22 protein-coding genes are annotated in these 24477 nt (G+C 59.5%); 6 read left to right on the forward strand and 16 right to left on the reverse strand.

The annotated features are described in order from the left end of the window. Positions 1 to 399: 399 nt before the first annotated feature. From BCS36_RS04630 to BCS36_RS04640, 3 genes are read left to right on the forward strand one after another with little or no spacing between them, the layout of a single operon-like run. The gene (locus tag BCS36_RS04630; protein ID WP_291301741.1) at positions 400 to 843 is read left to right on the forward strand and encodes a MarR family transcriptional regulator; all 444 of its coding nucleotides are present in this window, start codon (positions 400 to 402) and stop codon (positions 841 to 843) included. Positions 844 to 879: 36 nt separating this feature from the next. Continuing rightward, positions 880 to 2004, forward strand: coding sequence for an HlyD family secretion protein (locus BCS36_RS04635; RefSeq protein ID WP_291301742.1), 1125 nt, complete (start codon positions 880 to 882; stop codon positions 2002 to 2004). Beyond that, the gene (locus BCS36_RS04640; protein WP_291301743.1) at positions 1985 to 3544 is read left to right on the forward strand and encodes a DHA2 family efflux MFS transporter permease subunit; all 1560 of its coding nucleotides are present in this window, start codon (positions 1985 to 1987) and stop codon (positions 3542 to 3544) included. The genes BCS36_RS04635 and BCS36_RS04640 overlap by 20 nt, the downstream gene beginning before the upstream one ends. A 158-nt stretch (positions 3545 to 3702) precedes the next feature. Here BCS36_RS04640 and BCS36_RS04645 read toward each other — a convergent pair whose 3' ends face one another. The 7 genes from BCS36_RS04645 to BCS36_RS04675 all read right to left on the reverse strand — a co-directional run bounded on the left by BCS36_RS04645 (position 3703) and on the right by BCS36_RS04675 (position 8901). Then, positions 3703 to 4128 carry a hypothetical protein gene (locus BCS36_RS04645; RefSeq protein WP_291301744.1) on the reverse strand — a complete coding sequence of 142 codons (426 nt, stop codon included), beginning with the start codon at positions 4126 to 4128 and terminating at the stop codon, positions 3703 to 3705. Beyond that, positions 4125 to 4454 (reverse strand): hypothetical protein, encoded by a 330-nt coding sequence (locus BCS36_RS04650; protein ID WP_291301745.1) that lies wholly within the window; start codon positions 4452 to 4454, stop codon positions 4125 to 4127. Before BCS36_RS04650 ends, BCS36_RS04645 begins: the two co-directional genes overlap by 4 nt. A 65-nt stretch (positions 4455 to 4519) precedes the next feature. After that, positions 4520 to 5179 (reverse strand): flagellar basal body-associated FliL family protein, encoded by a 660-nt coding sequence (gene fliL, locus BCS36_RS04655; RefSeq protein ID WP_291301746.1) that lies wholly within the window; start codon positions 5177 to 5179, stop codon positions 4520 to 4522. A 59-nt stretch (positions 5180 to 5238) separates the two neighbouring features. Further along, positions 5239 to 5619, reverse strand: coding sequence for a chemotaxis response regulator CheY (locus BCS36_RS04660; RefSeq protein WP_291301747.1), 381 nt, complete (start codon positions 5617 to 5619; stop codon positions 5239 to 5241). 74 nt (positions 5620 to 5693) lie between these two features. Next, positions 5694 to 6479 (reverse strand): FliA/WhiG family RNA polymerase sigma factor, encoded by a 786-nt coding sequence (locus tag BCS36_RS04665; protein ID WP_291301748.1) that lies wholly within the window; start codon positions 6477 to 6479, stop codon positions 5694 to 5696. A 534-nt stretch (positions 6480 to 7013) separates the two neighbouring features. Then, positions 7014 to 7826 (reverse strand): MinD/ParA family protein, encoded by an 813-nt coding sequence (locus BCS36_RS04670; RefSeq protein WP_291301749.1) that lies wholly within the window; start codon positions 7824 to 7826, stop codon positions 7014 to 7016. A 28-nt stretch (positions 7827 to 7854) separates the two neighbouring features. Next, complete coding sequence (locus tag BCS36_RS04675; RefSeq protein WP_291301750.1) at positions 7855 to 8901, reverse strand: flagellar biosynthesis protein FlhF; 1047 nt, start codon at positions 8899 to 8901, stop codon at positions 7855 to 7857. 370 nt (positions 8902 to 9271) lie between these two features. On the opposite strand from BCS36_RS04675, the gene BCS36_RS04680 reads away from it, so the two are divergent. Continuing rightward, entirely contained in the window at positions 9272 to 9955 is a 684-nt protein-coding gene (locus BCS36_RS04680; protein WP_291301751.1) for a Crp/Fnr family transcriptional regulator, read from the forward strand. Here BCS36_RS04680 and BCS36_RS04685 read toward each other — a convergent pair. Next, positions 9945 to 11012: an HD-GYP domain-containing protein gene (locus BCS36_RS04685; protein ID WP_291301752.1), complete on the reverse strand. Its 1068-nt coding sequence runs from the start codon at positions 11010 to 11012 to the stop codon at positions 9945 to 9947. The two genes, BCS36_RS04680 and BCS36_RS04685, sit on opposite strands and share 11 nt — an antisense overlap. A gap of 568 nt (positions 11013 to 11580) precedes the next feature. On the opposite strand from BCS36_RS04685, the gene BCS36_RS04690 reads away from it, so the two are divergent. Then, positions 11581 to 11790, forward strand: coding sequence for a helix-turn-helix transcriptional regulator (locus tag BCS36_RS04690; RefSeq protein ID WP_291301753.1), 210 nt, complete (start codon positions 11581 to 11583; stop codon positions 11788 to 11790). Positions 11791 to 12258: 468 nt separating this feature from the next. Here BCS36_RS04690 and flhA read toward each other — a convergent pair whose 3' ends face one another. Then, entirely contained in the window at positions 12259 to 14358 is a 2100-nt protein-coding gene (gene flhA, locus BCS36_RS04695) for a flagellar biosynthesis protein FlhA (protein WP_291301754.1), read from the reverse strand. 51 nt (positions 14359 to 14409) lie between these two features. Further along, positions 14410 to 15489: a flagellar biosynthesis protein FlhB gene (flhB, locus tag BCS36_RS04700; protein ID WP_291301755.1), complete on the reverse strand. Its 1080-nt coding sequence runs from the start codon at positions 15487 to 15489 to the stop codon at positions 14410 to 14412. A gap of 501 nt (positions 15490 to 15990) precedes the next feature. Here flhB and BCS36_RS04705 point away from each other — a divergent pair. Beyond that, complete coding sequence (locus BCS36_RS04705) at positions 15991 to 17241, forward strand: MFS transporter (protein ID WP_291301756.1); 1251 nt, start codon at positions 15991 to 15993, stop codon at positions 17239 to 17241. Between the two features lie 207 nt (positions 17242 to 17448). On the opposite strand, the gene BCS36_RS04710 is transcribed toward BCS36_RS04705, so the two are convergent. From BCS36_RS04710 to BCS36_RS04735, 6 genes are all read right to left on the reverse strand, one after another. Then, positions 17449 to 18216 (reverse strand): prephenate dehydrogenase/arogenate dehydrogenase family protein, encoded by a 768-nt coding sequence (locus BCS36_RS04710; RefSeq protein ID WP_291301800.1) that lies wholly within the window; start codon positions 18214 to 18216, stop codon positions 17449 to 17451. 158 nt (positions 18217 to 18374) lie between these two features. Then, positions 18375 to 19829 (reverse strand): 3-phosphoshikimate 1-carboxyvinyltransferase, encoded by a 1455-nt coding sequence (locus BCS36_RS04715; protein WP_291301757.1) that lies wholly within the window; start codon positions 19827 to 19829, stop codon positions 18375 to 18377. After that, the gene (gene pheA / locus BCS36_RS04720) at positions 19826 to 21064 is read right to left on the reverse strand and encodes a prephenate dehydratase (protein ID WP_291301758.1); all 1239 of its coding nucleotides are present in this window, start codon (positions 21062 to 21064) and stop codon (positions 19826 to 19828) included. The genes BCS36_RS04715 and pheA overlap by 4 nt, the downstream gene beginning before the upstream one ends. 1 nt (position 21065) lies before the next feature. Next, complete coding sequence (locus tag BCS36_RS04725) at positions 21066 to 22049, reverse strand: 3-dehydroquinate synthase II family protein (protein ID WP_291301759.1); 984 nt, start codon at positions 22047 to 22049, stop codon at positions 21066 to 21068. A gap of 2 nt (positions 22050 to 22051) precedes the next feature. After that, positions 22052 to 22849 carry a 2-amino-3,7-dideoxy-D-threo-hept-6-ulosonate synthase gene (locus tag BCS36_RS04730; protein WP_291301760.1) on the reverse strand — a complete coding sequence of 266 codons (798 nt, stop codon included), beginning with the start codon at positions 22847 to 22849 and terminating at the stop codon, positions 22052 to 22054. A gap of 378 nt (positions 22850 to 23227) precedes the next feature. Then, complete coding sequence (locus BCS36_RS04735) at positions 23228 to 24301, reverse strand: DHH family phosphoesterase (RefSeq protein ID WP_291301801.1); 1074 nt, start codon at positions 24299 to 24301, stop codon at positions 23228 to 23230. Between the last annotated feature and the right edge of the window lie 176 nt (positions 24302 to 24477).

Here is a 24477-nt window from a genome sequence, read left to right on the forward strand (position 1 = left end):
CGTTTACGGGCCGCAAGTAACAGAAATGCAAATGTCAGATCGTGCATGCGCCTGCTAGGGCGCAGCTGGTAAGAGAGCCTTACAGGCGCATATGAAAAACCCCCGGCTATGCCGGGGGATATTTATTCAGCCGAAAACGCGATTTGCGGCTGAATCCACGCCACGTTGTGGCGCGCTGCACTTTCGTGCAGCGTTAGAGCATGTACACTTTTTCAAAGGTAAAATGCTCTAAACCCCGCGTCATGCAGATATCAGAGGCCAGCTCCGCAAGGGCTGGCCTCTGTTTTTGTGCCCCGCGCTTCAGCGAAGGGCAAGATTTTTTGCCGCGTGTGGGCGGCGCTCGCTTGACAATTAGATAGCACACTACTATTTAGCAATGCACCTAAGTGAGGTTGCACCATGAGTACATCACCCAGAGACACCGTGGGCGTTCTGCTTAGCCGTACCGGCAGGGTATGGCGCACACGTCTTGACGAAAGGCTGGAACCCCTGGGCCTGACGCAGGCCCGCTGGCTGGTGTTGATGCATCTTTCGCGCATGGGCGGTGAAGCCCCGCAGAAAGAGCTTGCGCAGTCGGTCGGCGTTGAAAGCCCAACCATGGTTCGTGTGGTGGACGGCCTTGAGCGTTTGGGGCTTGTGGAGCGCGTGGGGCAAAAAGACGACCGCCGGGCCAAGGTGGTGCGGCTGACTCCCAAGGCCCAGGGCGTGAACGAAGAAATCATGCGCATAGGCTCCGGCCTGCGCGCCGAAGCCCTGACGGGCCTTTCTGACGAGGAACTGGCCGAGTTTTTGCGGATACTTGAAATCATACTTAACAATCTTTGCGCCGCGGCCGTCCGGTGACGTCAGGCCGTGCGCCCCTCAAGGAGCTGTCAGCGCATGCCCATTTCCCTTTCGCCTCAGGCAGCGCGCCTGCTGTCCGCCCCGGTACGCACCAGAAAACGCATCATGATGCTTTGCGGGTTGATTCTGCTTGCTGCCGTCACTGCGTTTTTTGTGCACCGCCAACGGTATATTTCAGAAAATGACGCACGGGTCATGGCCGACATGATCACCATCAGCAGCCGTGTGGACGGCTGGGTGGCCCAAAGGGACGTCACCGACGGCGACGTCGTGACCGAGGGCAGCCAGCTTGTCGTCATAGATCAGCGTGAGGCCCTCATGCAGGTGGAAGAGCTCAAGGCCAGCAGCGAGGCTTTGCGGCTGGAATCCGAGCAGGTGAAGACCCGGCTGGAAACAAGCCGGGACGCCACCGAAAGCGCGGTGGCCGCGGCTCAGGCGCGTCGCGACAATGCCGAGGCTGCCCTGCGTTCAAGCCAGGCCGCTCTGGACCTGGCCCGCAAGGACCACACGCGCAGTGAAAATCTTATTGCCGAAAACGCCATCGCCCGCCGGATGTGGGACCAGACCCGCACGCTTTTGCAACAGGCAGAGGGAAAGCACCGTCAGGCCCTTGCCGAGCTGGCCGAGGCTAAGGCCAATCTTGATCAGGCCCTTGCCCACCGCAACGACCCGCACGAGCTTGAAGCCCGGCTGGAGCAGCTTTCGCAGCAAAGGGCCGAAGTGCAGGCCAGGATCAGGCAGAAAGAGGTGGCGTTGGCTGACCGCGTGGTGCGCAGCCCCATCAACGGGGTGGTGGACCAGAAATTTGTCGAGCCTGGGGAGTATGTCATTCCCGGGCAGCGCCTGGTGATGTTGCACGACCCCAAGGCTGTGTGGGTGGAGGTTCTGCTCAAGGAGACCAAGCTGGGCGGCCTTAAGCCCGGCCAGCCCGTGAGCATAAGCGTGGACGCCTACCCCGGCCGCCCTTTCAGCGGCAGCGTGGAGCGCATCGGCACGGCGGCCACCAGCCAGTTTGCCCTTATCCCCAGCCCCAATCCTTCGGGAAACTTTACCAAGATCAACCAGCGGGTGCCCGTGCGCATCAAGGTGGAGCAGCCGGACGACAATCCCCTGCGTCCCGGCATGATGGTGGAGGTGGACATTGACCTCGCCGGAATTTGACGCCCTTTCCCAGCGTTATGGCGCGGCCTACAAATGGTGGGCCACGGCGGCGGTGATGACGGGCTGCATAGCCACGGTGCTGTCGTCCACCATCGTCAACGTGGCCATGCCCGACATCATGGGCGAATTCGGCATGGGGCAGGATCAGGTGCAGTGGCTGTCCACGGCTTTTCTGGCCGCCATGACGGCTTCCATGCTGACGACTGACTGGATGCTGCGCGCTTTTGGCCTGCGCCAGGCCTACCTTGGCGCAATGGCGGCCTTTCTGGCGGCGTCGCTGGTGGGTGCCGCAAGCCCCGGCGTGGAAATTCTTGTCCTGTCCCGCACCATTCAGGGGGCTGCCGCCGGGCTGGTGCAGCCTTTGGCCATGGTTATGGTTTTTTCCGTCTTTGGCGCGGAGAACAGGGGCATGGCCATGGGCATCTTCGGCCTGGGCGTGGTGCTGGCTCCGGCGCTTGGCCCCACGGTGGGCGGCCTGCTCATCGACAATTATTCCTGGCGGTATGTCTTTTTGCTGGGGCCGCCGTTCTGCCTTGTGAGCATGGCGCTGGCCGCCACATTTCTGCCGGGCCGCGACTGCACGGTGGAGCGCGGCGCGTTTGACCTTTGCGGATTCGTTTTGCTGTGCGTGGGGATAGGCGCGCTGCTTGCCGGAATTTCCAGCGGGCAGCGGGAAGGCTGGGATTCGGACTACGTTCTGGGGGCGTTTTTTTTAAGCCTCTGCGGCTGGGCAGGCTTCGTCATCCGCGAGCGCACCTGCCCAAAGCCTTTGCTGCATCTCGGCGTTTACGCGAACCTCCGCTTTCTTGCCGCGTCGGCTGTGGCCTTTATTCTGGGCATGGGGCTCTTCGGCTCCACCTACCTCATTCCGCTTTTTGTGCAGACCGTTCAGGGGTACAGCCCTACGGAATCTGGCCTGCTGCTTATGCCGGGCGGGCTGGTGCTTGGCGTGGTCATGCCTCTGGCGGGGCGCTTTGCCGACCGTCTGCCGGCGTACGCCCTCATTATGGCGGGGCTCGCCATCTTCGGCTGGTCCAGCCTGTACATGTCCGAAGCCGGAACCTCTACCTATTTCTGGGATTTTGTGGGCTGGATCGCGCTGGGCCGCGTCGGGCTTGGCCTGATCATGCCCTCGCTGAACAGCGGGGCGCTGCGGCTGCTTGACGCCGCGCATATGGCGCAGGGGGCCGGGGCCATCAATTTCAGCCGTCAGCTGGGCGGCGCGTTGGGCGTGAGCCTGCTTTCCGTGTATCTGGAGCGCCAGACGGAAATTTATGCTCAGGCTTTCAGCACGCTGCAAAACGGCACCCATGCTGCATCGGATGCCCTTGACCTGATTTCATTCCTGTTTGTAAGGGGAGGGCAACTGGACAACGTGGCGCAAGCCCTGAGGCCGCCGCAGGCATACAGTTTTCTGTCGGACATGCTGGCCGCACAGGCGCGGGCCATGGGCTTCAGGGAGAGTTTTTTGCTGGTGGGTCTGGCTTTTTTTGCGGCAGTGGTTCCGGCCTGGTTCATGCGCTCCGCCAGGCATGGCTAAGGCGACTGCCAGAAGGAGGCGGGTTTGCTGCTGCGGCGGCCAGACGCGCGCGAGTTTTCTGTGCGAAGGTCGAAAGGTCGAAAGGAGCGGAACAGGCGAAAGGGGCTTGTGCTGCCGTCAGACGTTTGCGGCCGGTGGGCATGGTTCAGCGTAGGGGCCTATTCGCCTTCCTGAGCCAGGATCAGCTCCACTTCATCAACGCTCAGGCCGGAATTGCGGGCGATCTGGCGGCTTGAAAGTCCCTTGCGCCTGCCATTGAGGATAAGTTCGCGCAAAAACTGCGGCGAGCGGCTGATGCCCTCTGCCTGTTCCAGCAGTCGGCGCAGGTCGCGGGCGCGTTCCTCAAGCTTTTCGTCCAGGTTTTGCAGTTCGGCCTGGCGTTGGGCAAAGGTGGCCACGATTTCCCGTTCCAGTCTGGCGTTCATCTCGATGCGGGCCAGCAGGGCTTCCTGATTGCCCTGAAGGGCGTTGAGCATGGCCTCGGAACGGCGCAGGCGCAGATAGAAGAAAAGCACCCCGCCGAGGACGATCAGCTCAAGTATGGAAAAGGCGGCAATAAGGGCGAAAATCAGCGTGTTGTTCATACTTTGAGATTCAGAAGTTTGCCCACCAGGGGGGAATCAGGCACGCGCGGGGCCTCGTCCTTGTCCGACACAACGGGCGGGGGCCGCTTGCGGCGGCGGCTGCCGAACTGGGGCGTGGGCGTCCCGCCATCGGCATCTGGCGAGAGCTTGGTCTTGTCGCCCGCTTCACTCTTGGCAATCTGCTGCTGCTCATGCCGGGCCATTTCTGCGGCCAGAACCCGCGACATGGCGGCCGAGGCTTGCGGCCCCACTGCGGCGGCATTCACCATCGACGTGGCCATGCCTGTCTGGGCATACAGCACGGCCATGGTGGCGTCAACGCTCATGGCTGGCTCCGTGGTCTGAGGTGCGGCGTATGCCCCCACCCGTGACTCACTGGCGGGGCAGGGCGCTATTCGTTCAAATAGCTTTCAAAAAGCACATCATCAATGCGGCCCTGTGCAAGGTAGTCGTTGAGGATGCCGGTCAGGTCCTTCTTGATGGTGACAGCATTGGACGGGTTAAGCAAGTAGTCGTTGGTCTTGCTGCTCAGGTAGAAATACAGGGCATCGCGCAGCGCGATCATCTTGAGATCCAGCTCCGCGCCGACGGCCGAACTCTTGCTTATGGTTGAAAACTTGCAGACCAGAAAGCGCGTGGCGCCATTAACGTTTCTTGGCACTACGAACGGGGCCAGTTCTTTCACATAGTCCTTTGGAGGAGCGGGTGTCTGGCTTGAGGGCACGACAATGACTTCTGGCTTGATTTCAGCGGGGGGAACAGGGGGCGTACGCAGGAAAAACCACCAGACGGCCGCGCCCAGAATGAGCAGTAAAACCGCAGCGCCGCCGATAATGAAGAGCTTTATGTTTTTTTTGGAGGCAGGAGGGGGCAGTTGTTCGGCAGGGAGGTTCTTTGTCTCTGGCACTGCCGGAGCATCGGCCCCCTGTTCTTTAAGAAAAGGGGCATCGTCAAGATCCAGGTCAACCTTGCGCACGGCCGGATCCGACCCTAGCGAAACCTGCATCTCGTCCCTGGCGGGAGTTTCTTTGACATCAGTTTTGTTTGCCACGCGGTACTCCTGGCAGCCGCTTTGGGGGCCGCCGCAGGCAGAAACTCCCTCGTGCGATATCAGCCAAAGATTTTGTCTATCTTCTGCTTCATGGTGTCAGCGGTGAAGGGCTTGACGATATAGTTAGACACCTTGGCCTGCACGGCTTCAATGATGTTTTCCTGCTGGGCTTCCGCAGTGACCATAAGAAAGGGGATGTGGGCGAACTGTTCGCTGGCGCGAACCTTGCGCAGCAGGTCGATGCCCGTCATGTTGGGCATGTTCCAGTCAGAAACGATGAAATCTATTTTTTCGCGGTTCAGCACTTCCCAGGCCGTGGTGCCGTCGTCTGCCTCCACTACGTTCTGAAAGCCGATCTGGCGCAGAATATTACGCACAATGCGACGCATGGTGGAAAAGTCATCAACCACAAGGACACGCATGTTGGGATTGTAAGGCATGAACAAAGCTCCTTAACGCCTTCGGGCGCCGTCTGGGAGGGCAGGCACATGCCGCGCGCTGTCCTCCGTAAGCATTATGATATGTCAGCGCCCTCACCATAAAGGCTGATGAACTCTTTACGCAGACGGCTCAGGGCCTGCGAGTGCAATTGTGAAACGCGGCCTTCTGTGATGCCCATGACTTCAGCAGTTTCACGCATATTCAGCTCATCAGTATAGTAGAGCGACAGTACCAGCTTTTCCCTTGGCGTCAAGCGCTCTATAAGCGGAGCAACCCGCTCCACAAGTTCACGAAAGGCCGTGTTGCGGTAGGGTTCGCCGCCGGGCTCCTGTCCATCGCCTGCAAGCGTGTCCTGAATGGAGTCCAAAGACAGCCAGAGCTGGTTTTGCAGGGCTTCAAGGCCCTGGCGCACGTCACGCAACGTAAGGCCGGTAATGTCTTGCAGTTCCTGTTCAGTGGCCTGACGCCCGTGTTCGTGTTCGACCTTGCGCATGGCCTCGTCCAGCACGCGCACCCGCTGCCGCAGTGAGCGCGGGAACCAGTCCAGCCGACGCAGCTCGTCCAGCATTGCGCCGCGGATGCGGCTTTCGGCATAGGTTTCAAAACGTATGCCGAGCTGGGGGCGAAACTTGCCCAAAGCCTCCATAAGGCCCAACGTGCCGGAACTGATGAGCTCTCCAAGTTCTACGCTGCGGGGCAGTTTGGCTTTAAGGCGCAGAGCCAGAAAGCGTATCTTGGGCGCATAATGGCGCACCACAGATTCCTGCTCTGCCGGAGAAAACTTTTCCCAGGCTGTGGCCCCGGTCTCTAGCGCTTCCCAGGGGCAGGGCATATGCGCTTGGGCTGTGCTGGCTTTCATGATGTTGTCCTTCCGGGATGTTCCGGTATTGCCTCTTCTACCCCGTGGCACGTTGCGTGCCTGTTTACGTCGCTGTCCGCGCCCGCCAGGCGGGTCAGGACGTGTTGATCCACGTCAGGGTTGATGTATGGGCGGGCGTCTTGCCCGCCAGCCTGTGGTCAGAGCCAAATCTGAGCGGTTGCCTGTTGCGGGACGCTCTCGGCTGCGCGGGCAGCGCCTGCCGAGGAGGCGCGAGCGCAGTTCATTTGCGCGGTTCATTTGCGCGATCCGTCCATGCCATTCACCCGTGCGACATGCCATGCTCTTCGTGCGCGTGATTCCCTCTGCCGGTCGCGCGCCAAAGCGGGCGTCTGCAACCTTTGAGAAGGTATGATCTCAAAGGTAATCTGCTCTCGAGCAATCTCAAAGCAAAATTGCTCTGGCGGCGCGGGCGCGTCCGTGGCGGAGGCGCAAGCGCGGTGCATCCGGGCGGTTGGTCTGCACTGCACTCTCGCGCAGCGTTAAGCATGTCCCCTTTTTCAGGTGTGCAATGCCCTAGCGGAAGAGCAGCTTTTTCCAGAAGAACTTGATGTTGCCGTCAAGATTTTCCGGTACTTCCCATTGCGTGATGTTGTGCGCCAGATCCATGACGGCGCGCGAGGCCGGGCCTTGCGGTTCGCTCACGCAGAAAGGCAGCTGCTGCACCACGGCCTTGCGTACGCCCGTATCACGCGGGATCACGCCCACAAGCTCCAGTGAAACGCCGCTCAAAAAGTGGTCGCAGGCCTGATGCAGGCGCACGAACATTTCCTTGGCGACCTTCTGGTCCGGGGCCATGTTCACGCATACCCTGAAACGCTCCACGCCGTGGTTGGTCTTGAGCACCTTGATAAGGGCGTATGCGTCGGTCAGGGACGTGGGTTCCGGGGTGAGCACCACCAGGCGTTCCTGAGCGGCCATGTTGAAATACAGCACATTGTCGCTGATGCCCGCGCCGGTATCCACGATGAGATAGTCAAGGTCATCCTCAAGTTCGTCCACGGCGTCCAGCAATTCCAGTTTCTGCCCGGTGGACAGGGTGAGCATCTCGCTCATGCCCGAAGAGGCGGGCAAGATGGAAAAGCCGTAGGGTGTGGGAAAGAGGATATCCCCCACGCTGGCCCCTTCATGAAACAGATGGAAAATATTTTTCTGCGGGGTCAGACCAAGGACGACGTCAACGTTGGCAAGGCCCAGGTCGGCATCAATGAGCACCACTTGTTTGCCAAGTTGCGCAAGGCATATGGCCAGATTGACCGAAAGGTTGGTCTTGCCCACGCCGCCTTTGCCAGAAGTGACGGAAAATACCAGGGGAAAAGTGCCGCTCATCAGTGTGCTCCGCATCGTTATGGCCGGGCTAGGCCGCCTGGCCGGGAAGTTGCCTTTTAAAAATCAATCGCCAGACCAGCGGTTCGGTGGCTGGAGAAAGGCTTTCTTTGAGTTCTGCGCCGTATGAGAGTGCCGATACGGGCAAACCTGCGGCCCACGCGACGTTGACTATACTACCAAAGCTCACAGCTTCGTCCAGCTTTGTCCATACCAGTGATCCCGGCCCGCCGGTCTGGTAGCGTTTCAGAAAAGCCTGGGTCTGCAGCGCGTCGCAGTAGGGGGAAAGCGTCAGATGGGTGGCTGCCTCAATATCGGCCAGGCCCATTGCTTCACGCCACTGCGCAAGCGTGGTGGACCGGTCAAGCCCCGGCACGTCCACAAAAATCAGATCCGCTTCGGCGGTGGCGCGCAGGGCGGCTTCCATTCCGGCCCTGTCCGGGGCTTCAAGATAGCTGAAATTTGAAAGCTCGGCCCAGTGGCGCAGGATGAGGCGTCCGCTGCCGCGCAGGCAGTCCGCGTTGATGAAGGCAATGCGCGCTTCTGGCCGGGCCTTGCGCCAGTTCAGGGCAAAGCGCAGGGCCGTGGTGGTTTTGCCAAAGCCAAAGGGCCCTGCCATAAGGTGCAGGCGTTGATCCCATCCTGCCGGGCCCCATCCTTTGACAGGAACCATGCCGCACAGGCACTCCAGCACGGACGCGCCGGGCTGGGATATGAGGCGCTGATAGAGATCCACGGCCACAGCGTCAGAAATGCCTTCGCGCTGCAGATATTCAAGGGCCACGCGCTGGCGGGGCGTAAGGCGCTCAAGCTGAATGGCGGGCTTCATGAGAGCAAAAAGCTGGTTTTTGATCTGCTGCCATTCCTTGTGCCATTCCCCCCATCCGCCGGGAACTCCACCAGCAGGCGCGTTGTTGTCTGCCTGGGGGCGCTCCATGCCCGCCGTGATCTCGTGACAGACAACGCCGTTTTTGCGGTAGGTGCGGTTACCCAGGATTACGGCGTCGGGCCCCATTTCAGCCTTGATTCTTGCCAGAATCTCCTGCGATGTGGCGCCAGTGAACGTCTTTACCTGCATGGCCATTCCTTTGACTGACGGCGGTCGTGCCGCCTGTTATTGCCTTTTTACGCCGTTTGTTTGACGGCTTTCAGGATAAATGCAAATTAAGGGCCAACCTGTTTTTCGCCTTGTACCGTTTTTTCGGCTGGTTGCAACAAGAATTACATACCCGCGCCCTATGGCTAGGCAAAGCTTGCGTTTTGGGATATAGTTTATCCGCCCAAGGGCAAGTCAGGATCTTCCTGTCCCTGTGTGGCCATCGCACAGGCCTTCCAAATCGAGCCGGCTCCCGGCTCTGGCCTTGCGCCAGTTCATAAGTCTGACACTCTTCCAGAGCCGTTCGGCGCCGCGCCTTCCTTATTCCATTTATTCCTCCCGGGGAAATCTCATGTCTTTTGCCGATTTGGTAAACCAGAATGAATGCTGGAAAAATGTTTCCAGCGAGGAACCTCGACTGTACCCCAAGGGCAGTACCTTCTCAGACGACCATATGTATATTCTTGTCAGCGGCAGGCTGCGCTTGACGGCGCTCTCCGCCAATGGAGGCGAAAAGATCATATGGTATCTCGGCGAGGGGTGCTGCTTCAATGAGAAGATTTTGTTTTTCAGCGGTAATGACAATGTGCCATTGCCGTTGAATACCGCTGATTTTCAGTATGAGGCTGTGGAAAATTGTTATGCGCAGCGGTTTACCATGGAAGAAGTGCAGCGTATTGGCAAGGCGCGGCCCGACCTTTTGCTCAACCTTTGCCAGAGCTACAGCGTCAAGGTGGCGCTTCTGGCGCAGCAGGTGGTTTCGCTGAGCGTTGAGTCGCACATTACGCGGGTGTGCAAATTTTTGGCTGCAAGGATAATACCCGGTTCCAACCCCTTGCGGGCCAGGCGTGATATGCCGCTTTTTGAAATGGCGGATCTGCTCGGCATGCACCGCATCACGCTGTACAAGGCCATGCGCGAGGCGCAGTCTCGCGGGCTGCTGAGTTTTGACAAAAACAGCGATGAGGTGGTTATTCTTGAGCCGGAAACATTTTTTTATGAAGCGCACGGGAACATGCCGAACTTCAAATGCTGACAAAAGATCCGACCGTGAAATTTTGCCAGTTGTCAGAAATATTTTTAAATATATCTAAGTGCTTGTAAAAGCACGCAGTCACGGTCGGGTCAAACAGAATGCCGCTGTTGTCCATGATGTATTGCGTGGACTGGGCGTGGGGCCATGCGCTTTTGTACACTCGGTCGGTTCTGGTGGCGTCGTACACGTCCGCCACGGCCATTATGCGGGCGGAGCACGGGATTTCTTCGCCCTGGAGGTTGTAGGGATAGCCCGTGCCGTTCCAGTTCTCGTGATGCGCCCGCGCGATTTCTTCGGCGAATCTCAGAAACGTGGAGTCAGATATCTGGCGGAGGTTGCGCAGCAGTTCCCCCCCGTAAAGGGTATGGGTCTTGACGATGGTGAATTCTTCGCTGGTAAGTGGCCCCGGCTTTTGCAGAAGGCTGTCAGGCAGATGGATTTTGCCGATATCGTGCAGGGTTGCCGCCCTGCTCAACTCTTTAGCGTCCTGCCGCGTCAGACCGCCGGGATAATAGTTTCGGATTGCCGCGTCTTCCAGCAGAATTTTTGTGTAGTGGGCCACCCGCACGATATGACCGCCCGTTTCCGCGTCCTTCATGGCCATCAAGGCTGCCGTGCCTTTCAGAAATACGCTTTTTGCGCGGGACAGGCGGAGATTCAGCTGCAGCACCGACTGGCGGCAGTCGTGGGCGTCCAGCCCCGCGCAAATGCGCACGGCCAGTTCGCTGTTGGTGAAGGGCTGTACCAGATACTCCGTGGCGCCAGCGCTGAAAGCGTTTTTTTTGTCAGCGAGAGTGGCAATGTCTGAAAGGACGATGACGGGCACACTTGCCGCAAGACCAAGTTCGCCAAGCCTGGACAGGAACAGATACCTGCGGTTCCCCTGAACCCTGCGCGGTGGAGCAAAAAGGATGATGCGGGGAGCCTGGGCGGCTATGTCTTCCAGCGCCGCGTCCTCGCTGGCGTGGTGAATGAAATAGCAGTGGGGTAGAGCCCGCTGCACTTGAGCGGCCAGTTTTTGAGGAATGCCGATGGACACGATGAGCGGCGTTTGCATTCCGACTCCCGGCTTGCGTCGTCTGTCTGTCGCAATTCGTTTCGCAGGCCATTGACCTGTTTTTCAGGCCGTTGGAAGGCCGTCAGTCAGTTTGGCTCGTTTCAGGGGCGCTGGGCGCAGTGTGCATGATCGTGCCCCTTTGCCCTTCATGCGATTGATTTCGTCCCGAGTCTGTGCAGGTTGCCGCCGGGCAGACCGCCGCCCCCGGCGGTCTGCAGTTTGACGGTAACATCCACATGTCTCCCTGACCCTACCCATGCCGCATCCCCAGAAGTTATTGCGACGCGCAGGACGCGCCGTGCCGCAAGGGTACAGCCCCCTGTTTCTCCTCCGATCCTTCAAAAGCCGGTCACCTGCTGGCTTTCACCCAGACAAGGAGCCTCGCGCAACGGCCACGCGCGGGCAAAGTGTTACGGCATGCCCATCGCGCGGCCCGGCTGGGCCGCAATGCCTGTGCATCTGGCGCGTGACTTTCGACGATGGCTGGTAAATACGACGGTTTACAGTGATATATCACCGTAAACTAGAAAGGGCAAGACTGGTAGGGTGTTCCGGTGAGAGGTAGAACATGCTTAAAAGTAATATAAAAAAGATAATGATCACCAAGGGGGTGACGTATAAAGAGCTTGAAGAGAAGACAGGTCTGTCAAGCCAGACTATAACACGTGCCAGAAGTCACCTTATTTCAGAGTGTCGACTGTCGACACTTTGGTCTATAGCACGGGCTCTTGACGTCAATGTGAAAGACTTGTTTTCAGATGACATAAAAAATATATAATTTAAAACTGTATTGAGTGTTTTTTTATTATTAAAAAAATTTAACACAGTAAAAAAGATATTTTTATGTAAAGATACAATATATAGTATATAAGGTTGGCTGTTAACGGAGTGTGGTCTTGCTCGTCATAATGTTGAGCCAAGGGATACACAATTAAATACTGTTGGTTTTCCAGCCCTACAACTGAAGTTATATTATTTTGAGATATAAAAAAATTTGTAACTTCCCGCTTGAGCTGTGAATTGCCGCAAAAAAAGAGCTGAAAGCCATACAGGCTTTCAGCTCTTTTTTATGCTGTTTCAGCCGGAATCCGGATCAGATTGCCGCTGCAATGCTTCGCACCTCAAGGCGCCATTCTGCAGCTTTCTTCGTCGCAACGGCTAAAGCTTGGCAGAATCCACGCCATGTTATGGGCGCTGTACTCTTGTTCGCGTCAGAGCATGTACCCTTTTTCAAGGGTACATTGCCCTATTCTGCCGCAACGCTGCCCACCGCCTGCAGGCGGATGTCCGACGGAATCTCAGCCTGTGAAATCACGGGCACCGAGGGCAGAAAGCGCGTGACCAGCTGGGCCAGGTGCGGGCGAATGATGGGATTCACCAGCAGTACGGGCTGGCCGTCGGTACTGACGGCATTTTCCACAGCTGCGCTGATGTTCTGCACGAGCCTCTGGGCCGCTGCCGGGTTGAGCGAAAGAAAGGTCGCGCCCGTATCGGCCTGGCGTATGCCTTCCTGCACCATGCGTTCGGCATTGGGGGCCAGGGTGAGCACCGGCAGGGTGCCCTGGCTGTCCAGATAGGGCCGCACGATGGAGCGGGCCAGCTTTTCCCTGACATATTCTGCCAGTATTTCTGGATTTTTGATGCCCGCGCCAAAGTCGCCCAGAGTTTCCACAATGGTGAGCATGTCGCGTATGCCCACATTTTCGCGTACCAGAAGCTGCAGCACTTTTTGCACCGTGCCCAGGGGCAGTATGCCGGGCACGAGGTCTTCCACAGCCTTGGGCGAGTGCTTGGCCACGGTGTCCAGCAGTCCCTGCACGGCCTGGCGGTCGAGAAAATCGGACAGATGGCGCTTGAACACTTCCGTCAGATGGGTGGCAATGACCGTGGCCGGGTCCACCACCGTGTAGCCGGCCAGCATGGCTTCTTCGCGCTGGCTGTCCGGTATCCAGAGGGCGGGCAGGTTAAAGGCCGGTTCGCGGGTTTCAATGCCGTGAATCTTTGTGGTTACGTTGCCGGGGTCCATAGCCAGAAAATGGTCGACAAGGATTTCAGCCGAAGCCACCTGATTGCCCTTAATGAGCAGGGAATACTGGCCTGGCTTGAGTTGCAGGTTGTCACGCAGGTGCAGCGAGGGGATAACCACGCCCATGTCCAGGGCGAATTGCCGCCGTATGGAGCGTATGCGCGCGAGCAGGTTGCCGCTCTGCTCCTCGTCCACCAGAGGAATGAGTCCGTAGCCCACCTCAAGTTCCAGCGTGTCCAGCGGCAGGAGGGCCTGCACTTCTTCGGGGGTGTCGGCTGTGCCGGAACCGGCCGCGGCCTTCTTTTCTTTCTTTTCTCTGGCCTGGTCGTCGGCTTCGTTTTTGTCCGTAAGGCGGGCCACCGTGAAAATAAGGGCGGAGATGACCAGAAAAGGTATGGTGGGCAGGCCGGGAACAAGGGCGAAAAGCAGCAGCACGGCCGAGACCATTCTGAGCGCCCGGCTGTTGAAGGTGAGCTGCGCCAGAAATTCTTCGCCCATCTTGGCTTCGGAAGCGGCGCGCGACACCAGCAGGCCTGTGCCCGTGGACACGATGATGGAGGGAATGGTGGAAACCAGACCGTCGCCGATGGTCAGCAGGGAATAGGTGGTGAGGGCGGTGTTCCAGTCCATATCCTTCTGCACCATGCCAATGATGATGCCGCCAACGATATTGACCAGGGTAATGAACATGCCCGCGTTCACGTCACCGGAAACGAATTTGCACGCACCGTCCATGGCGCCGTAAAAGTCGGCTTCCTTGCGCAGCCCGTTACGACGGGCCGTGGCCTGCTCCTCGTCGATGAGTCCGGCGTTGAGGTCGGCCTCAATGGCCATCTGTTTGCCGGGCATGGCGTCCAGGGTAAAGCGCGCGGCCACTTCGGCGATGCGCGTGGTGCCCGCCGTGATGACCACCTTGTTGAGAATGAACAGGATCATGAATATGACCGCGCCCACAACGTAGCTGCCGCCCACGACGAATTCGCCGAACGCGCGGATGACCGAGCCCGCCGCGTCCACGCCCATGTCGCCGTTGAGCAGGATAAGACGGGTGGCGGCCACGTTGAGCGACAGCCGCAGCAGGGTTGTCACCAGCAGCAGGGAAGGAAAGATGGTGAACTCCAGCGGGGAGGTCATGAACATGGTGGTGATGAGCACCAGCAGGGCTATGGAAATGCTCACGCAGAGCATGATGTCCAGAAAGAAGGTGGGCAGGGGCACCAGCATGACAAAAAGGATGATGACCACGCCTGCGGCCAGCATGATTTCGCCATTTTTGGAAAACCTGCTGTAATCCATCTTCGGTATGCTTGCAGCAGCCATTTTTCTGACACCTCGCTTCTGCGCCGCAACCGTCTGCGAGCGCCGGAAAAACTATGAATTATGCACTTTTGGCTTGAGCTTCCAGATGGCGGCCAACACTGTGGCCACAGCCTTGTACAGCTCTTCGGGGATCATGTCGCCCACTTCGGCTGATTTATACAAAGCCCGTGCCAGAGGCACATTTTCGCGGATGGGAACCTTGTTTTCGCGGGCGACCTGCTTGATTTTTTCGGCCAGGTGGTCCGCGCCCATGGCCACAACCACCGGGGCCGGAGCCTCTGCGGCGTTGTACCGCAAGGCCACGGCTATGTGCGTGGGGTTGGTGATGACAACGTCGGCCTTGGGCACGTCCTGCAACATGCGCCTGCTCATGGCTTCCATCATCTTTTTGCGCTGCTGGCTCTTGACCTTGGGGTCGCCGTCCGCCTGCTTCTGTTCGTCCTTTACCTCGTCCTTGGTCATCTTCATGTTTTCTTTATAGGCGTAGCGTGACTGCCACACGTCAAAAGCGGCAATGATAAGAATGGGAATAAGGGCATAGCTCGCCAGCTTGAAGGCCATCTTCAGCATGTATATGGCCACGCCTTCTGTGGTGGAATAATACATGGGAAGGAAGTTTTCGTATTCCTTGTAGATGATCCAGGCGGGTATGACGGACAGGATGATGGAAAACATCAGGCTTTTTATGGTGCGCAATATCGTTTGGGGCGAAAACAGCATCTGTTTGATGCCCTTGATGATATTGAAGCGCTGCAATTTGGGCTTGAAAACCTTGGTGGTCCACAACTTGCCCACCTGAAGGCGCTGGGCCAGCATGCTCAGAAAGGCCAGAGTGAGCAGGACGGGCATGATGATCTTGCATATCTCCACCATGAGGTCCAGCGTGAGGCTGTAGACGTTTTCGGGGTTGGGATCGAACTCCCAGGCGTGGCTCAAAAAATGGCGGAATATGTTTTTAATTTCTTCGCTCATGGGGCCTATCCATGCATAAAGAATGGACATGCCGCCAAGCAGACTTACAGCCTTGCCAAGCTCCTGCGATTTGGGAACGTTGCCCTCGGTGCGCTGTTTGCTGATGCGCTTCGGGGTGGCTTGCTCTGTTTTGCTGGGGTCTTTCTGCGTACCGAACATGTGGTATCCGCCGTCGTTTTATTGGCGCGATTCCGGTGAGGGGGCCGCGCGCTATGCATTGAGCAAAAAGCGTGCCCCGGCACTGGTCGAACGACTTCAGCCAGGCAGCGCCGGAACCGGAAATAACGGGCTTGAGGGCGGGGGCCAAGGAGTGTATGTGCAGAGAATACTGTGCGCGTCGGGGCTGGCAGGTCATTGCCCCGTAATGGTTGGAAGTTGTCTGCCCTGAAACTGTCCGGCGGCTGTGCGCAGGCGCTTGCATAAAGGCGAAGGCATGGGGCGTCCCGCTGTCAAACGGCGTAAGGGGCGCGCCATGCCCTTTGCGAAAGGATATTTTTAAAGGTGCTTTACACTGCGTATGTCCGGCCTTTTGGTGCGGACGAACAGCTTGTGGCGTCAACGGCGTAACGCGCCGCATGGCGGAGTGTTTTTTGCGCGCGGAAGATGCCAGCGCGCCTGCCAAAAGTGGAAACAGCATGGTTGCCGTATCCTGGCCAGCCCATGCCGCATATTGAGGAAGCCATGTTTTACGGATGGAAAATCAGTCTGCTGTCCATGAGTGGCAATTTTATGTTGCAGGGCAGTGTGCTCTACTGCATGAACGCGTTTATGGAACCCCTGTGCGAGGCCTATAACTGGACCCGCGCGGAACTCAACATCAGCATGGCTGTGGCCGCCCTTGTGGGGCAGCTGGCCATGCCGGTGGCGGCTTCGCTGTCTGCACGGTTTTCATTGCGCCGCCTTATGACCTGGGGGGCGCTTGTGGGCGGGGTGGCCACCATTCTTCAGGGTATGACCGGCAATTTGGCGCTTTTTACCCTGCTGCTCACCATTGCCTGGAGCGCCACCCAGATATGCGGCGGCGTTGTGGGCAATGCTCTGGTGAGCAACTGGTTCTATTATTTTCGTGGTCGGGCCTTTGGCATTGCCAACGCGGGCACGTCGCTGTCGGGCGTTGTGCTGCCTCTGGCAGCCATGGTGCTGATCAACCGTTTTGACGTGGCTACAGCCTATCTTGTGATCGGCCTGCTGACCTGCGCGCTGGCCCCTCTGTCCTGGGCGCTGGTTCGCGATACGCCGCAGGCCATGCACCTGCACCCGGACGGCAGAAGACACGACCCCCCGGTGAGCCGCAAGCGGCGGGCGCCGGACACATCCTTCACAGGGCTTTTGCATTCGCCCCGCGCCTACTGCATGGGAATGGCCTTTGGTCTGGCGCTCATGGTCAGTTCGTCGGTCATGAGCCAGATGAAACCCCGGTTTGTGGACCTGGGCATTGCTCCCTATCCGGCCATGCTGCTGGCCTGCTCCGCCGCGTTGTGCGCGGCTCTCGGCAAGTATGTGTGGGGCTGGGCCTGCGACCGCTTTAGCCCTTTGACCGCCGTTCACGGCATTATGCTGGCCTGCGCCGCAAGTCTGTGCCTGGGCCTTCTGCCGCCCAGCCTGTGGACAATGGGCGTCTTCAGCCTCAGTTTCGGCCTGTGCGTGGGCGGACTGTGGACAGTGCTGCCCGCCGTGGTTTCCTACTATTACGGCAGCGGCAATTTTTTGCCGTCGTACAAGTTCGTGTCCATCTTCATCATGCTGCGCTGCGTGGGATATCCCATAATGGGCTATTCCTACGAAATCACGGGCGGCTATGGGGCTGCGGATGTTGTTTTTGTGGGCCTTTTGCTGCTTTCGCTGGGATTGAGCATGTACCTGCGTGACGGCGACGCCGTTGAGGGCGCTGTTCGCCGACGCAAGATATAGGGAAACGCTGATTTATTCCGTTTGGCGGCGTTGCTTCACTTTTTTTGAAAAAGTCGAGGGCGGAAGAGTCCACTCCTGCTTCAAAAAAGCTCGCGCCTTGTCAAACGAAATAACCGCGCGTTTCCAGGAGGCTCTTTAATCAGTGCTTCCTTGGAGCAATTTCACGTTGAAATTGCTCTGGCGGATGCGGAAGCGCAGCTTCAGCCCTTACATCCGGCCTTTGCGCCTGCCCGCACTTTCGGCCTCGTGTTCGCCCTCGCTCTCGGCCTCCTGCCACCACCAGCCAGCCCGTTCACAGAGCAGATCAATGTCGCCAGCGGCGGCGAGGTTGAGCATCTGCCGGTACTGACGCACGGCTTCGTGGCTGTGGGCGTTGGCTTCGAACAGCCCTGAGAAAAGGCGGGCGTCCTCCGTGAGCATCTTGCGGGCCGCGTGCTGCCGCCGCCGAAAGGACGGGGTAAGAAAGGGCAGCAGGTCATCCTGCCCGGCCAGCAGGGCAAAATAGGCCAGGCTGGTAATAAAGTTCATATTCTGGATGCGGGCCATGGCCTGATCGTGCTTTTCCGCCGAGGTCAGAAAGGTGCGGCAGCCAAGGTCGGCAAAAAAGCCTTCAACCAGAGCCAGGTGTTCCGGCCCCGCATGGTGCCCCGGAGTGATGGCCACGGGCAGGTCGGCGTCGGCTTCAGGGTTGGGGCCGAAAAGCGGGTGCGTACCCACCACCGGCCCGGCCCAGAGGCGTTCCATCTGGCGCAGGGGCTGCTCCTTCACGGACGTGATGTCGGCCAGTACCGCAGCGGGCGGCAAATGCGGGCAGACTGCGGCGGTCACCTCGTCAAACACGGCGGCTGGCACGCATATGATGGCCATGGCCGCTCCGGCGCAGGCATCCGCCAGTTTTTCCGGCGTAAGGGGCACGTCCGCTCCGGCTATGGCCAGACCGGCGGCCTGGGCGCGCTGTATGAGCATGGCTCCCATGCGTCCCTGCGAGCCTATGATGACGGTTTTGCCTCGTGCGTGGGCGGGAGCGGTCTGGCGCGTCCCGCTTTCCCCTATCTGGCCAGTCTGGCCATCCTGACGTCCTGTTTGCGGTTGTTTAGCCGCCCCTGTTTCCAGGGACTGGCCCGAATGCTCTGTCATGCCAGCTGCCCCCAGACGTTCCAGAACTGCGGAAAGGACTTGTTGACCACAGAGGGATCATCCAGGCGCGAGCGCACCGTGGCCTCGGGCAGGCACAGGTCCAGCAGGGCCAGGGACATGGCTATGCGGTGGTCGTTGTGGGCCGACAGGCTTTGCCCTTCGGGCAGCACAGGGTGATTGGGCTTGCCGTTGTTGCGGCCGCCCAGGCCGTTGATCAGCATGCCGTCCGAAAGTTCGTCCACAATGACGCCGGTTTTGGCCAGTTCCGTGGCAGGGGCCTTGATGCGGTCAGATTCCTTGTGGCGCAGGTGGGCCACATTGCGAACGCGCGTGGAACCCTGGGCAAAGGCCGCCAGCATGGCCACTGTGGGCACAAGGTCGGGGCAGTGCCCCATATCCAGTTCCACGCCGTGCAGGCGGGAGGGATATACCGTGACGGCCTGCGGCTCAACGCTGACCTGCGCGCCCATTTTCTGCAGGATTTCCAGCATGGCGCGGTCGCCTTGCAGGGAGTCGGCACGCAGACCTTCCACGCGCACGGGGCGGCGGCCCAGAGCGCCAGCGGCCAGCAGGTAGGACGCGCCGGACCAGTCGCCTTCCACCGTGTATTCTCCGGCACGATAGTGGCCGGGATACACGATAACGCGCAAGCAGCCGGGCCGGGCCTCGGCAAGCTGACGCCAAGCGCCGTCGGGCAGAATGTTCCATCTGACTTCGGGGGTGGGGCGGGTGTGCACTTCAAACTGGATGCCGTAGTCGGTAAGGCATTGCAGGGTCAGGCCCACATAGGGCCAGGACACGGCCTTTTGCCCGCCCAGAGACAGGGTCAGGGGCGCTGGCCCCATAGGCGCGGCCAGCAAAAGGCCTGAAAAATACTGGCTCGAAATATCCATGCCCAGTTCAACTATGCCATTGCACAGTGCCGGATCAAGGCCGTCGGCGGTGATCACGCAGGGGGGGCAGTCGGGCTTTTCTTCAAAAACGGTTTTGGCCCCAAGGGTCGCCAGAGCATTGGTCAGTTCGGCAATGGGCCGCTCATGCATGCGCCCCGCGCCGTGGATGCGAAAAACCCCGTGCCCGGCGGCCAGTACGGCCGTCAGCAGGCGACAGGTGGTGCCGGACTCTTCCACGTCACAGGAAAGAGGCGCTGCGGCTGTGCCGCCCGAAGGCCTGCCGTTCATGCCAGTGACGCGCCATGCCCCGGAAGAGGCCGTGCTCTCGGGCAGTTCCTCCATCTTTGCGCCAGCGGCGCAAAGGATGGCGCGGGTGCGTTCCAGGTCGCGGCTCTCAAGCGTATGGCGCACAGTGGACGTGCCGTGGGCCAGGGCCGCGCCCATAAGATAGCGGTGCGAAACCGACTTTGAGGCAGGCGCGGTGACCGCCACTGTTTCCGCTGTGTTCGTGACGCCCGCCTTGCTGGCGGCGGCCACGGTATCCTTGGTCTGGTTCATGATTCTTGCTGCTCCGATTCTTCCGTATGAAGGTCAAGGCGATCCAGTTGCGGGCCCATAGGGTAGCTGCCCAGGATGCGAAAGCTGGTGCAGGCTTCGTGCAGTTTTGTCAGCAGGTTTGCATAGCGCGGATCTTCCAGGTCGCTTTCGACATCTGCAAAGAACACGTACTTCCAGCACTGGCCGCGCAGGGGGCGCGACTCCAGCTTGCGCATGTTGATGTCGTGTCTGGCCAGCAGGTCCAGCACGTGCGAAAGCGCCCCGGCCTTGTCCGGCAGGGTGAAGAGCAGCGAGGTTTTGTCTGCTCCGGTGTGGCCGGGCTGCGGGTTCTGCGTTTTGTTGCCGCCCTGCCCGCCGCTGGCCTTGGGGCCGATGATGACAAAGCGCGTCCAGTTGCCGGGTTCGTCCTCAATGCGGCTGGCAAGAATGCCAAGACCCATGAGGTCGGCCAGCTTGCCGTGTCCGATGGCGGCGGTATGCCCCTGATCCGGCTGTGCGGCCCGTTGTGCCGCAGCGGCGGTGGATTCCACCGGCACCAGCCCCGCGTTGGGCAGATGGGCGCGCAGCCACCCGCCGCACTGGGCCAGAGGCTGCGGGTGCGAATACACCGTGCGCACGGCGGCCAGGGAAGGGGCGTTGCTCAAAAGGCAATGGGATATGCGCGAAAAAAGCTCGGCCTGAATAAAGACGTCGTGTTTGAGAAAAAGGTCAAAGCTCACGCCCACAGTGCCCTGCAGGGAGTTTTCAAGAGGAACGACGCCAAGCTCGCAACGGCCTGAAGACACTTCCTCAAAGACCTGCGTCAGGTCGTTGCAGGGATGGAACGTGGCCGCGTGCCCCAGGTACTCCACACCGGCAAAATAGGAAAATGTGCCTTCGGGGCCGAGATAGGCGACGTTTTGCGGGCGTTGCAGGGCGCGCGAGGAAGAAAAAATCTCGCGCCAGATGGCCCGCAGATGGTCTTCGGGCAAGGGGCCGGGGTTGCGGGCGGCCAGGCTGTCCAGCACTTCCTTTTCACGCACGGGCTTGAAGATGATGCCCGGCACGTCGGCCTTGATGTGCCCGACCTCGCGGCTCAGGGCCGCGCGGCGGTTGAAAAGAGACAGCAGATTCTGATCCACCGCGTCTATTTCATTGCGGATGGCCGAAAGGCGCTCCTCGGCATTGCCGGGCTGCTCTTGGCCCCCTGCGTTGTGCCGGGCGGCATCGGGCCAGTGGCTGTTGCTGCCGTCCATGCTAAACCTCCTGAATGTCTTCGCGCACGCGCATGCCAAAGTGGCGGCCAGCTTCGTCCAAACGGCAAAGCACGCGGTCGCCGGGCTTGAGGCCCACAACGCTCACGGCTTCGCCCTCTGGCGTGGTCAGGCGGATGGTTTCGGCATTCTGCAGAAAAACAGCGCCAGTCTTTACGCCGTCCTCGGTCTGCACCTGCGCTTCCACCAGCAGCATGGGGCGCACTTCAATCTTGACCCGCCCAAGGGTGCCCACGCTGGTTTCACCGGTATAGTCCACAATGAGCACTTCCTGCCCGGCCCTGAACTCGCCAAGGTAGGTGGTCTGGTCGCCTGGCAGGCGCACATAGGCGTGCACGGCTCCGGCATTGACCCTGAAGGGGCGTGCGGCCACATATTCGTTGTGCTCGGTCTCGGCGTGCACAAGAAAGGTGAACGCGCTGGAGTTGCCCACCAGCATGCCCTGGCCCTTGCGCAACAGCGAAAGGGTGTCGGCGCAGACGCGGTGTCCAAGGCCGACGGATTCCACACGGGTGACCACGCCGGTCTGCAGCTCCTCGCGGGTGCGGGCCATCTTGCATTGGGCCACGATATCCTTGAGGTCCGACACGGCCTCTCTGGATACAACAATGCCCGCCACACCGCGTTCCAGAATTCCTGCGGCAAGGCGGGCCTCGTCCAGCGTTCCGGCCTCGGCCAGTACACTGTCGCTCTGCGCCAGAAGGTTTTCTACCGGTATTACCTCCCAACCGCGAGCCAGCACCACGCGCTCCCCGGCCAGCAGCCTTTGCAGCACGGCCTCTTCATCAGCCTTGGCATTGAGTACCGCCATGGGCGTTTCTTCGGCGGCCCATACGGTGCAGCGCGAAAGACCAGCCACCTGTTGCACATGCTCGCGGGGCACAATGACGCCGTCCACGCCGGATTCAAGGGCCAGCGTCACGTCGCCTTTATCAAAGGGAGTGCAGTTGAAGTAAATGCGTGACATGCCTATTCTCCCACAATGGTCATGGCCTGATCCACAGAGGCGTTTTCGTGCACGATGGCGCGCAGGGCCTTGACGAGGGCCACGCGGTTGGGATGCTGAAAAACGTTGCGGCCCACGGAAATGCCCGCGCCGCCCGCTGCTACGGAGTCGGAAACCATCTGGAGTATCTGGCGGGTGGATTCCATGCGCTCGCCCCCGGCAATGACCACAGGCACGCAGCAGGAGGAGACCACCTCGGCAAAGCTGTCCACATCGCCGGTGTAGGGAACCTTGACGATGTCCGCGCCCAGCTCCACGCCCACGCGGGCGCAATGGGCCACGATGTTCTTGTCAAAGCCGTTCTGGATCTGCGGGCCGCGGGCGTACATCATGGCCAGCAGCGGGATATGCCAGTTGTCACAGGCTTCGGCCACGCGGCCAAGGTCGGCCAGCATGAGGCGCTCGTTGGGGTCGCCAAGGTTGACGTGCACAGAAACGCAGTCCGCGCCGTGCTTGATGCCTTCTTCCACCGTGCCCACCAGGGTCTTGGTGTTGCCGTTGGGCGTCAGGGCGGTGGAGGCGGAAAGATGGACGATGAGCCCAATGTCTTTGCCCGCGCTGCGGTGGGAGCAGCGCACAAGGCCCTTGTGCATGAGCACGGCGTCCGCTCCACCGAGGGCCATGTCGTTGACGGCGCCCCGCATGTCTACAAGGCCGTCCACAGCGCCGATGGTAACGCCGTGATCCATAGGTACGATAATGGTGCGGCCGTTCTCACGATTGATGATGCGTTCCAGGCGGACTTTTTTGCCAAGGTACATGGCTTGCTCCTTTCAGTTGCTGTGCTGCGTAATGCAGATCAATTACATACTGCCTGTAGCCATGGACCGCGCGGCTGATGCTGTTTTTGTGCCCGGCTGCCCATACAAGAAAAGGGCCGCCGGCGGTTTGCCTGCGGCCCTTTGAACTTGCTAACTTGTCTTTTCGCGTCAGCGAAGCTCCCGACCACAGGCATCCATAAAGTACGCAAAAAAATACCAGCTATAAAAGCTAGCGGCGTATGAGGAGGTGTGGTTGGAAGAAATGCGCTGCATCACAAAAATCCTTTTTAAAAACTTCTGAAAAAGAACTACGCCTGTTGGGCGTGGGGTGTCAAGAATATTGTTGAAAAAGTGGGATATTTTTTTATTATGCTGATTTTATTTCTTTTTATTGTCTGAAGGTTCGTTTTCCGTATGCGTCTGAGGGGCTGGCGCAGCGCCGTGGGCGGTCTGGGGCCGCAACTTGCGGGTTTCAAGCCGCTTGAGCACAAAGTCGGTGGGTTTCATGTCTTCCGGCACGGCGTCCAGGCTGAACTCTGCCCGGCCCAGGGTGCGGTGCCCTCCGGCCTGCCCCACATCATAAAAGCACGCGTCGGCCAGACGGCCAATATCCCTTGCGCCGTCGCCACGAAAGATGACGATGACGGTTTTGTCCACAATGCCGCTGACCGCAATCCACTTGAGGCCGTGAACACGGGTGAAGAAATCCGCCACGGCCACCAGCAGGTCGGCGCTGTTGACCTCATTGAGCCAGGCAAAGGCCCCGTTGCCCCGGCAGTCGGTAAGGCTGCGGAAGGCCCGCGAAAAAAGCGGCAGCCATTCGCGCAGGTATTCACTGCGTATGATGCGGCGCAGCAAATTGTTGTCCGCATGGCGCGACAGCCACTGGTAGGCGCGAAAATCGTCCTCGTCGCCCGAGCGTTCAAAAGCCGCCGTGTCCGTGCGGATGCCGTAGAGCAGGGCTGTGGCCAGGCGGGGGCTGGGCCGCAGGCGCAGGGCCTGAAAATACCGCGTCATGATGGTGCTGGTGGCGCCAAGCCCGGGGCGTATGTCGCAAAAGGAGGGGTGCAGGGGCGCAGCCGCCCCGCCATTGGCCGTCGGCAGGGGGTGGTGGTCAATGATGCAGTCGAAGGGTATGCCCTGAAATGCCTTGTGGTGGTGCGGCTGCGAATCCACAATGGCAAAGCGCGTGTACTGGTCGGCCTTTTCGGGCTGCCAGGCGCGCACGGGGATGCGCAGATAACGGATCATGGCCAGATTGTCGGGCCGGGTCACTTCATTGACGCGGGCGATATCGGCATTGTGCACCTTGGGCAGAAGAAGGCGCTTCAGGGCCATGGCCGAGGCCAGAGCGTCAGGGTCCGCATTGATGAGAATGCACCAGCGGTCGTCTTTGTCCAGATTTTGTCGCCACTCCTTCATCTGGGCGACAATTTCGGTATTGGGCAGCATTATGGCGGTCATCCTTCGGGGGAATGGCCCCTGATTGCGCGGCAGCGCGGTTTTCATTTTCTGGCCGTTAGAGCATTTTTACTTTGAACTTGCTCTGGCGACTGCGTGAGCAGTCGCCCGTAGCGAAAAGGCGTAAGCGCAGCTTCAGCCGTTGCCCGCAGGGTTTGCCTGAACCG

This window comes from Desulfovibrio sp. MES5 (assembly GCF_002237645.1).
Classification (GTDB): Bacteria; Desulfobacterota; Desulfovibrionia; order Desulfovibrionales; family Desulfovibrionaceae; genus Desulfovibrio.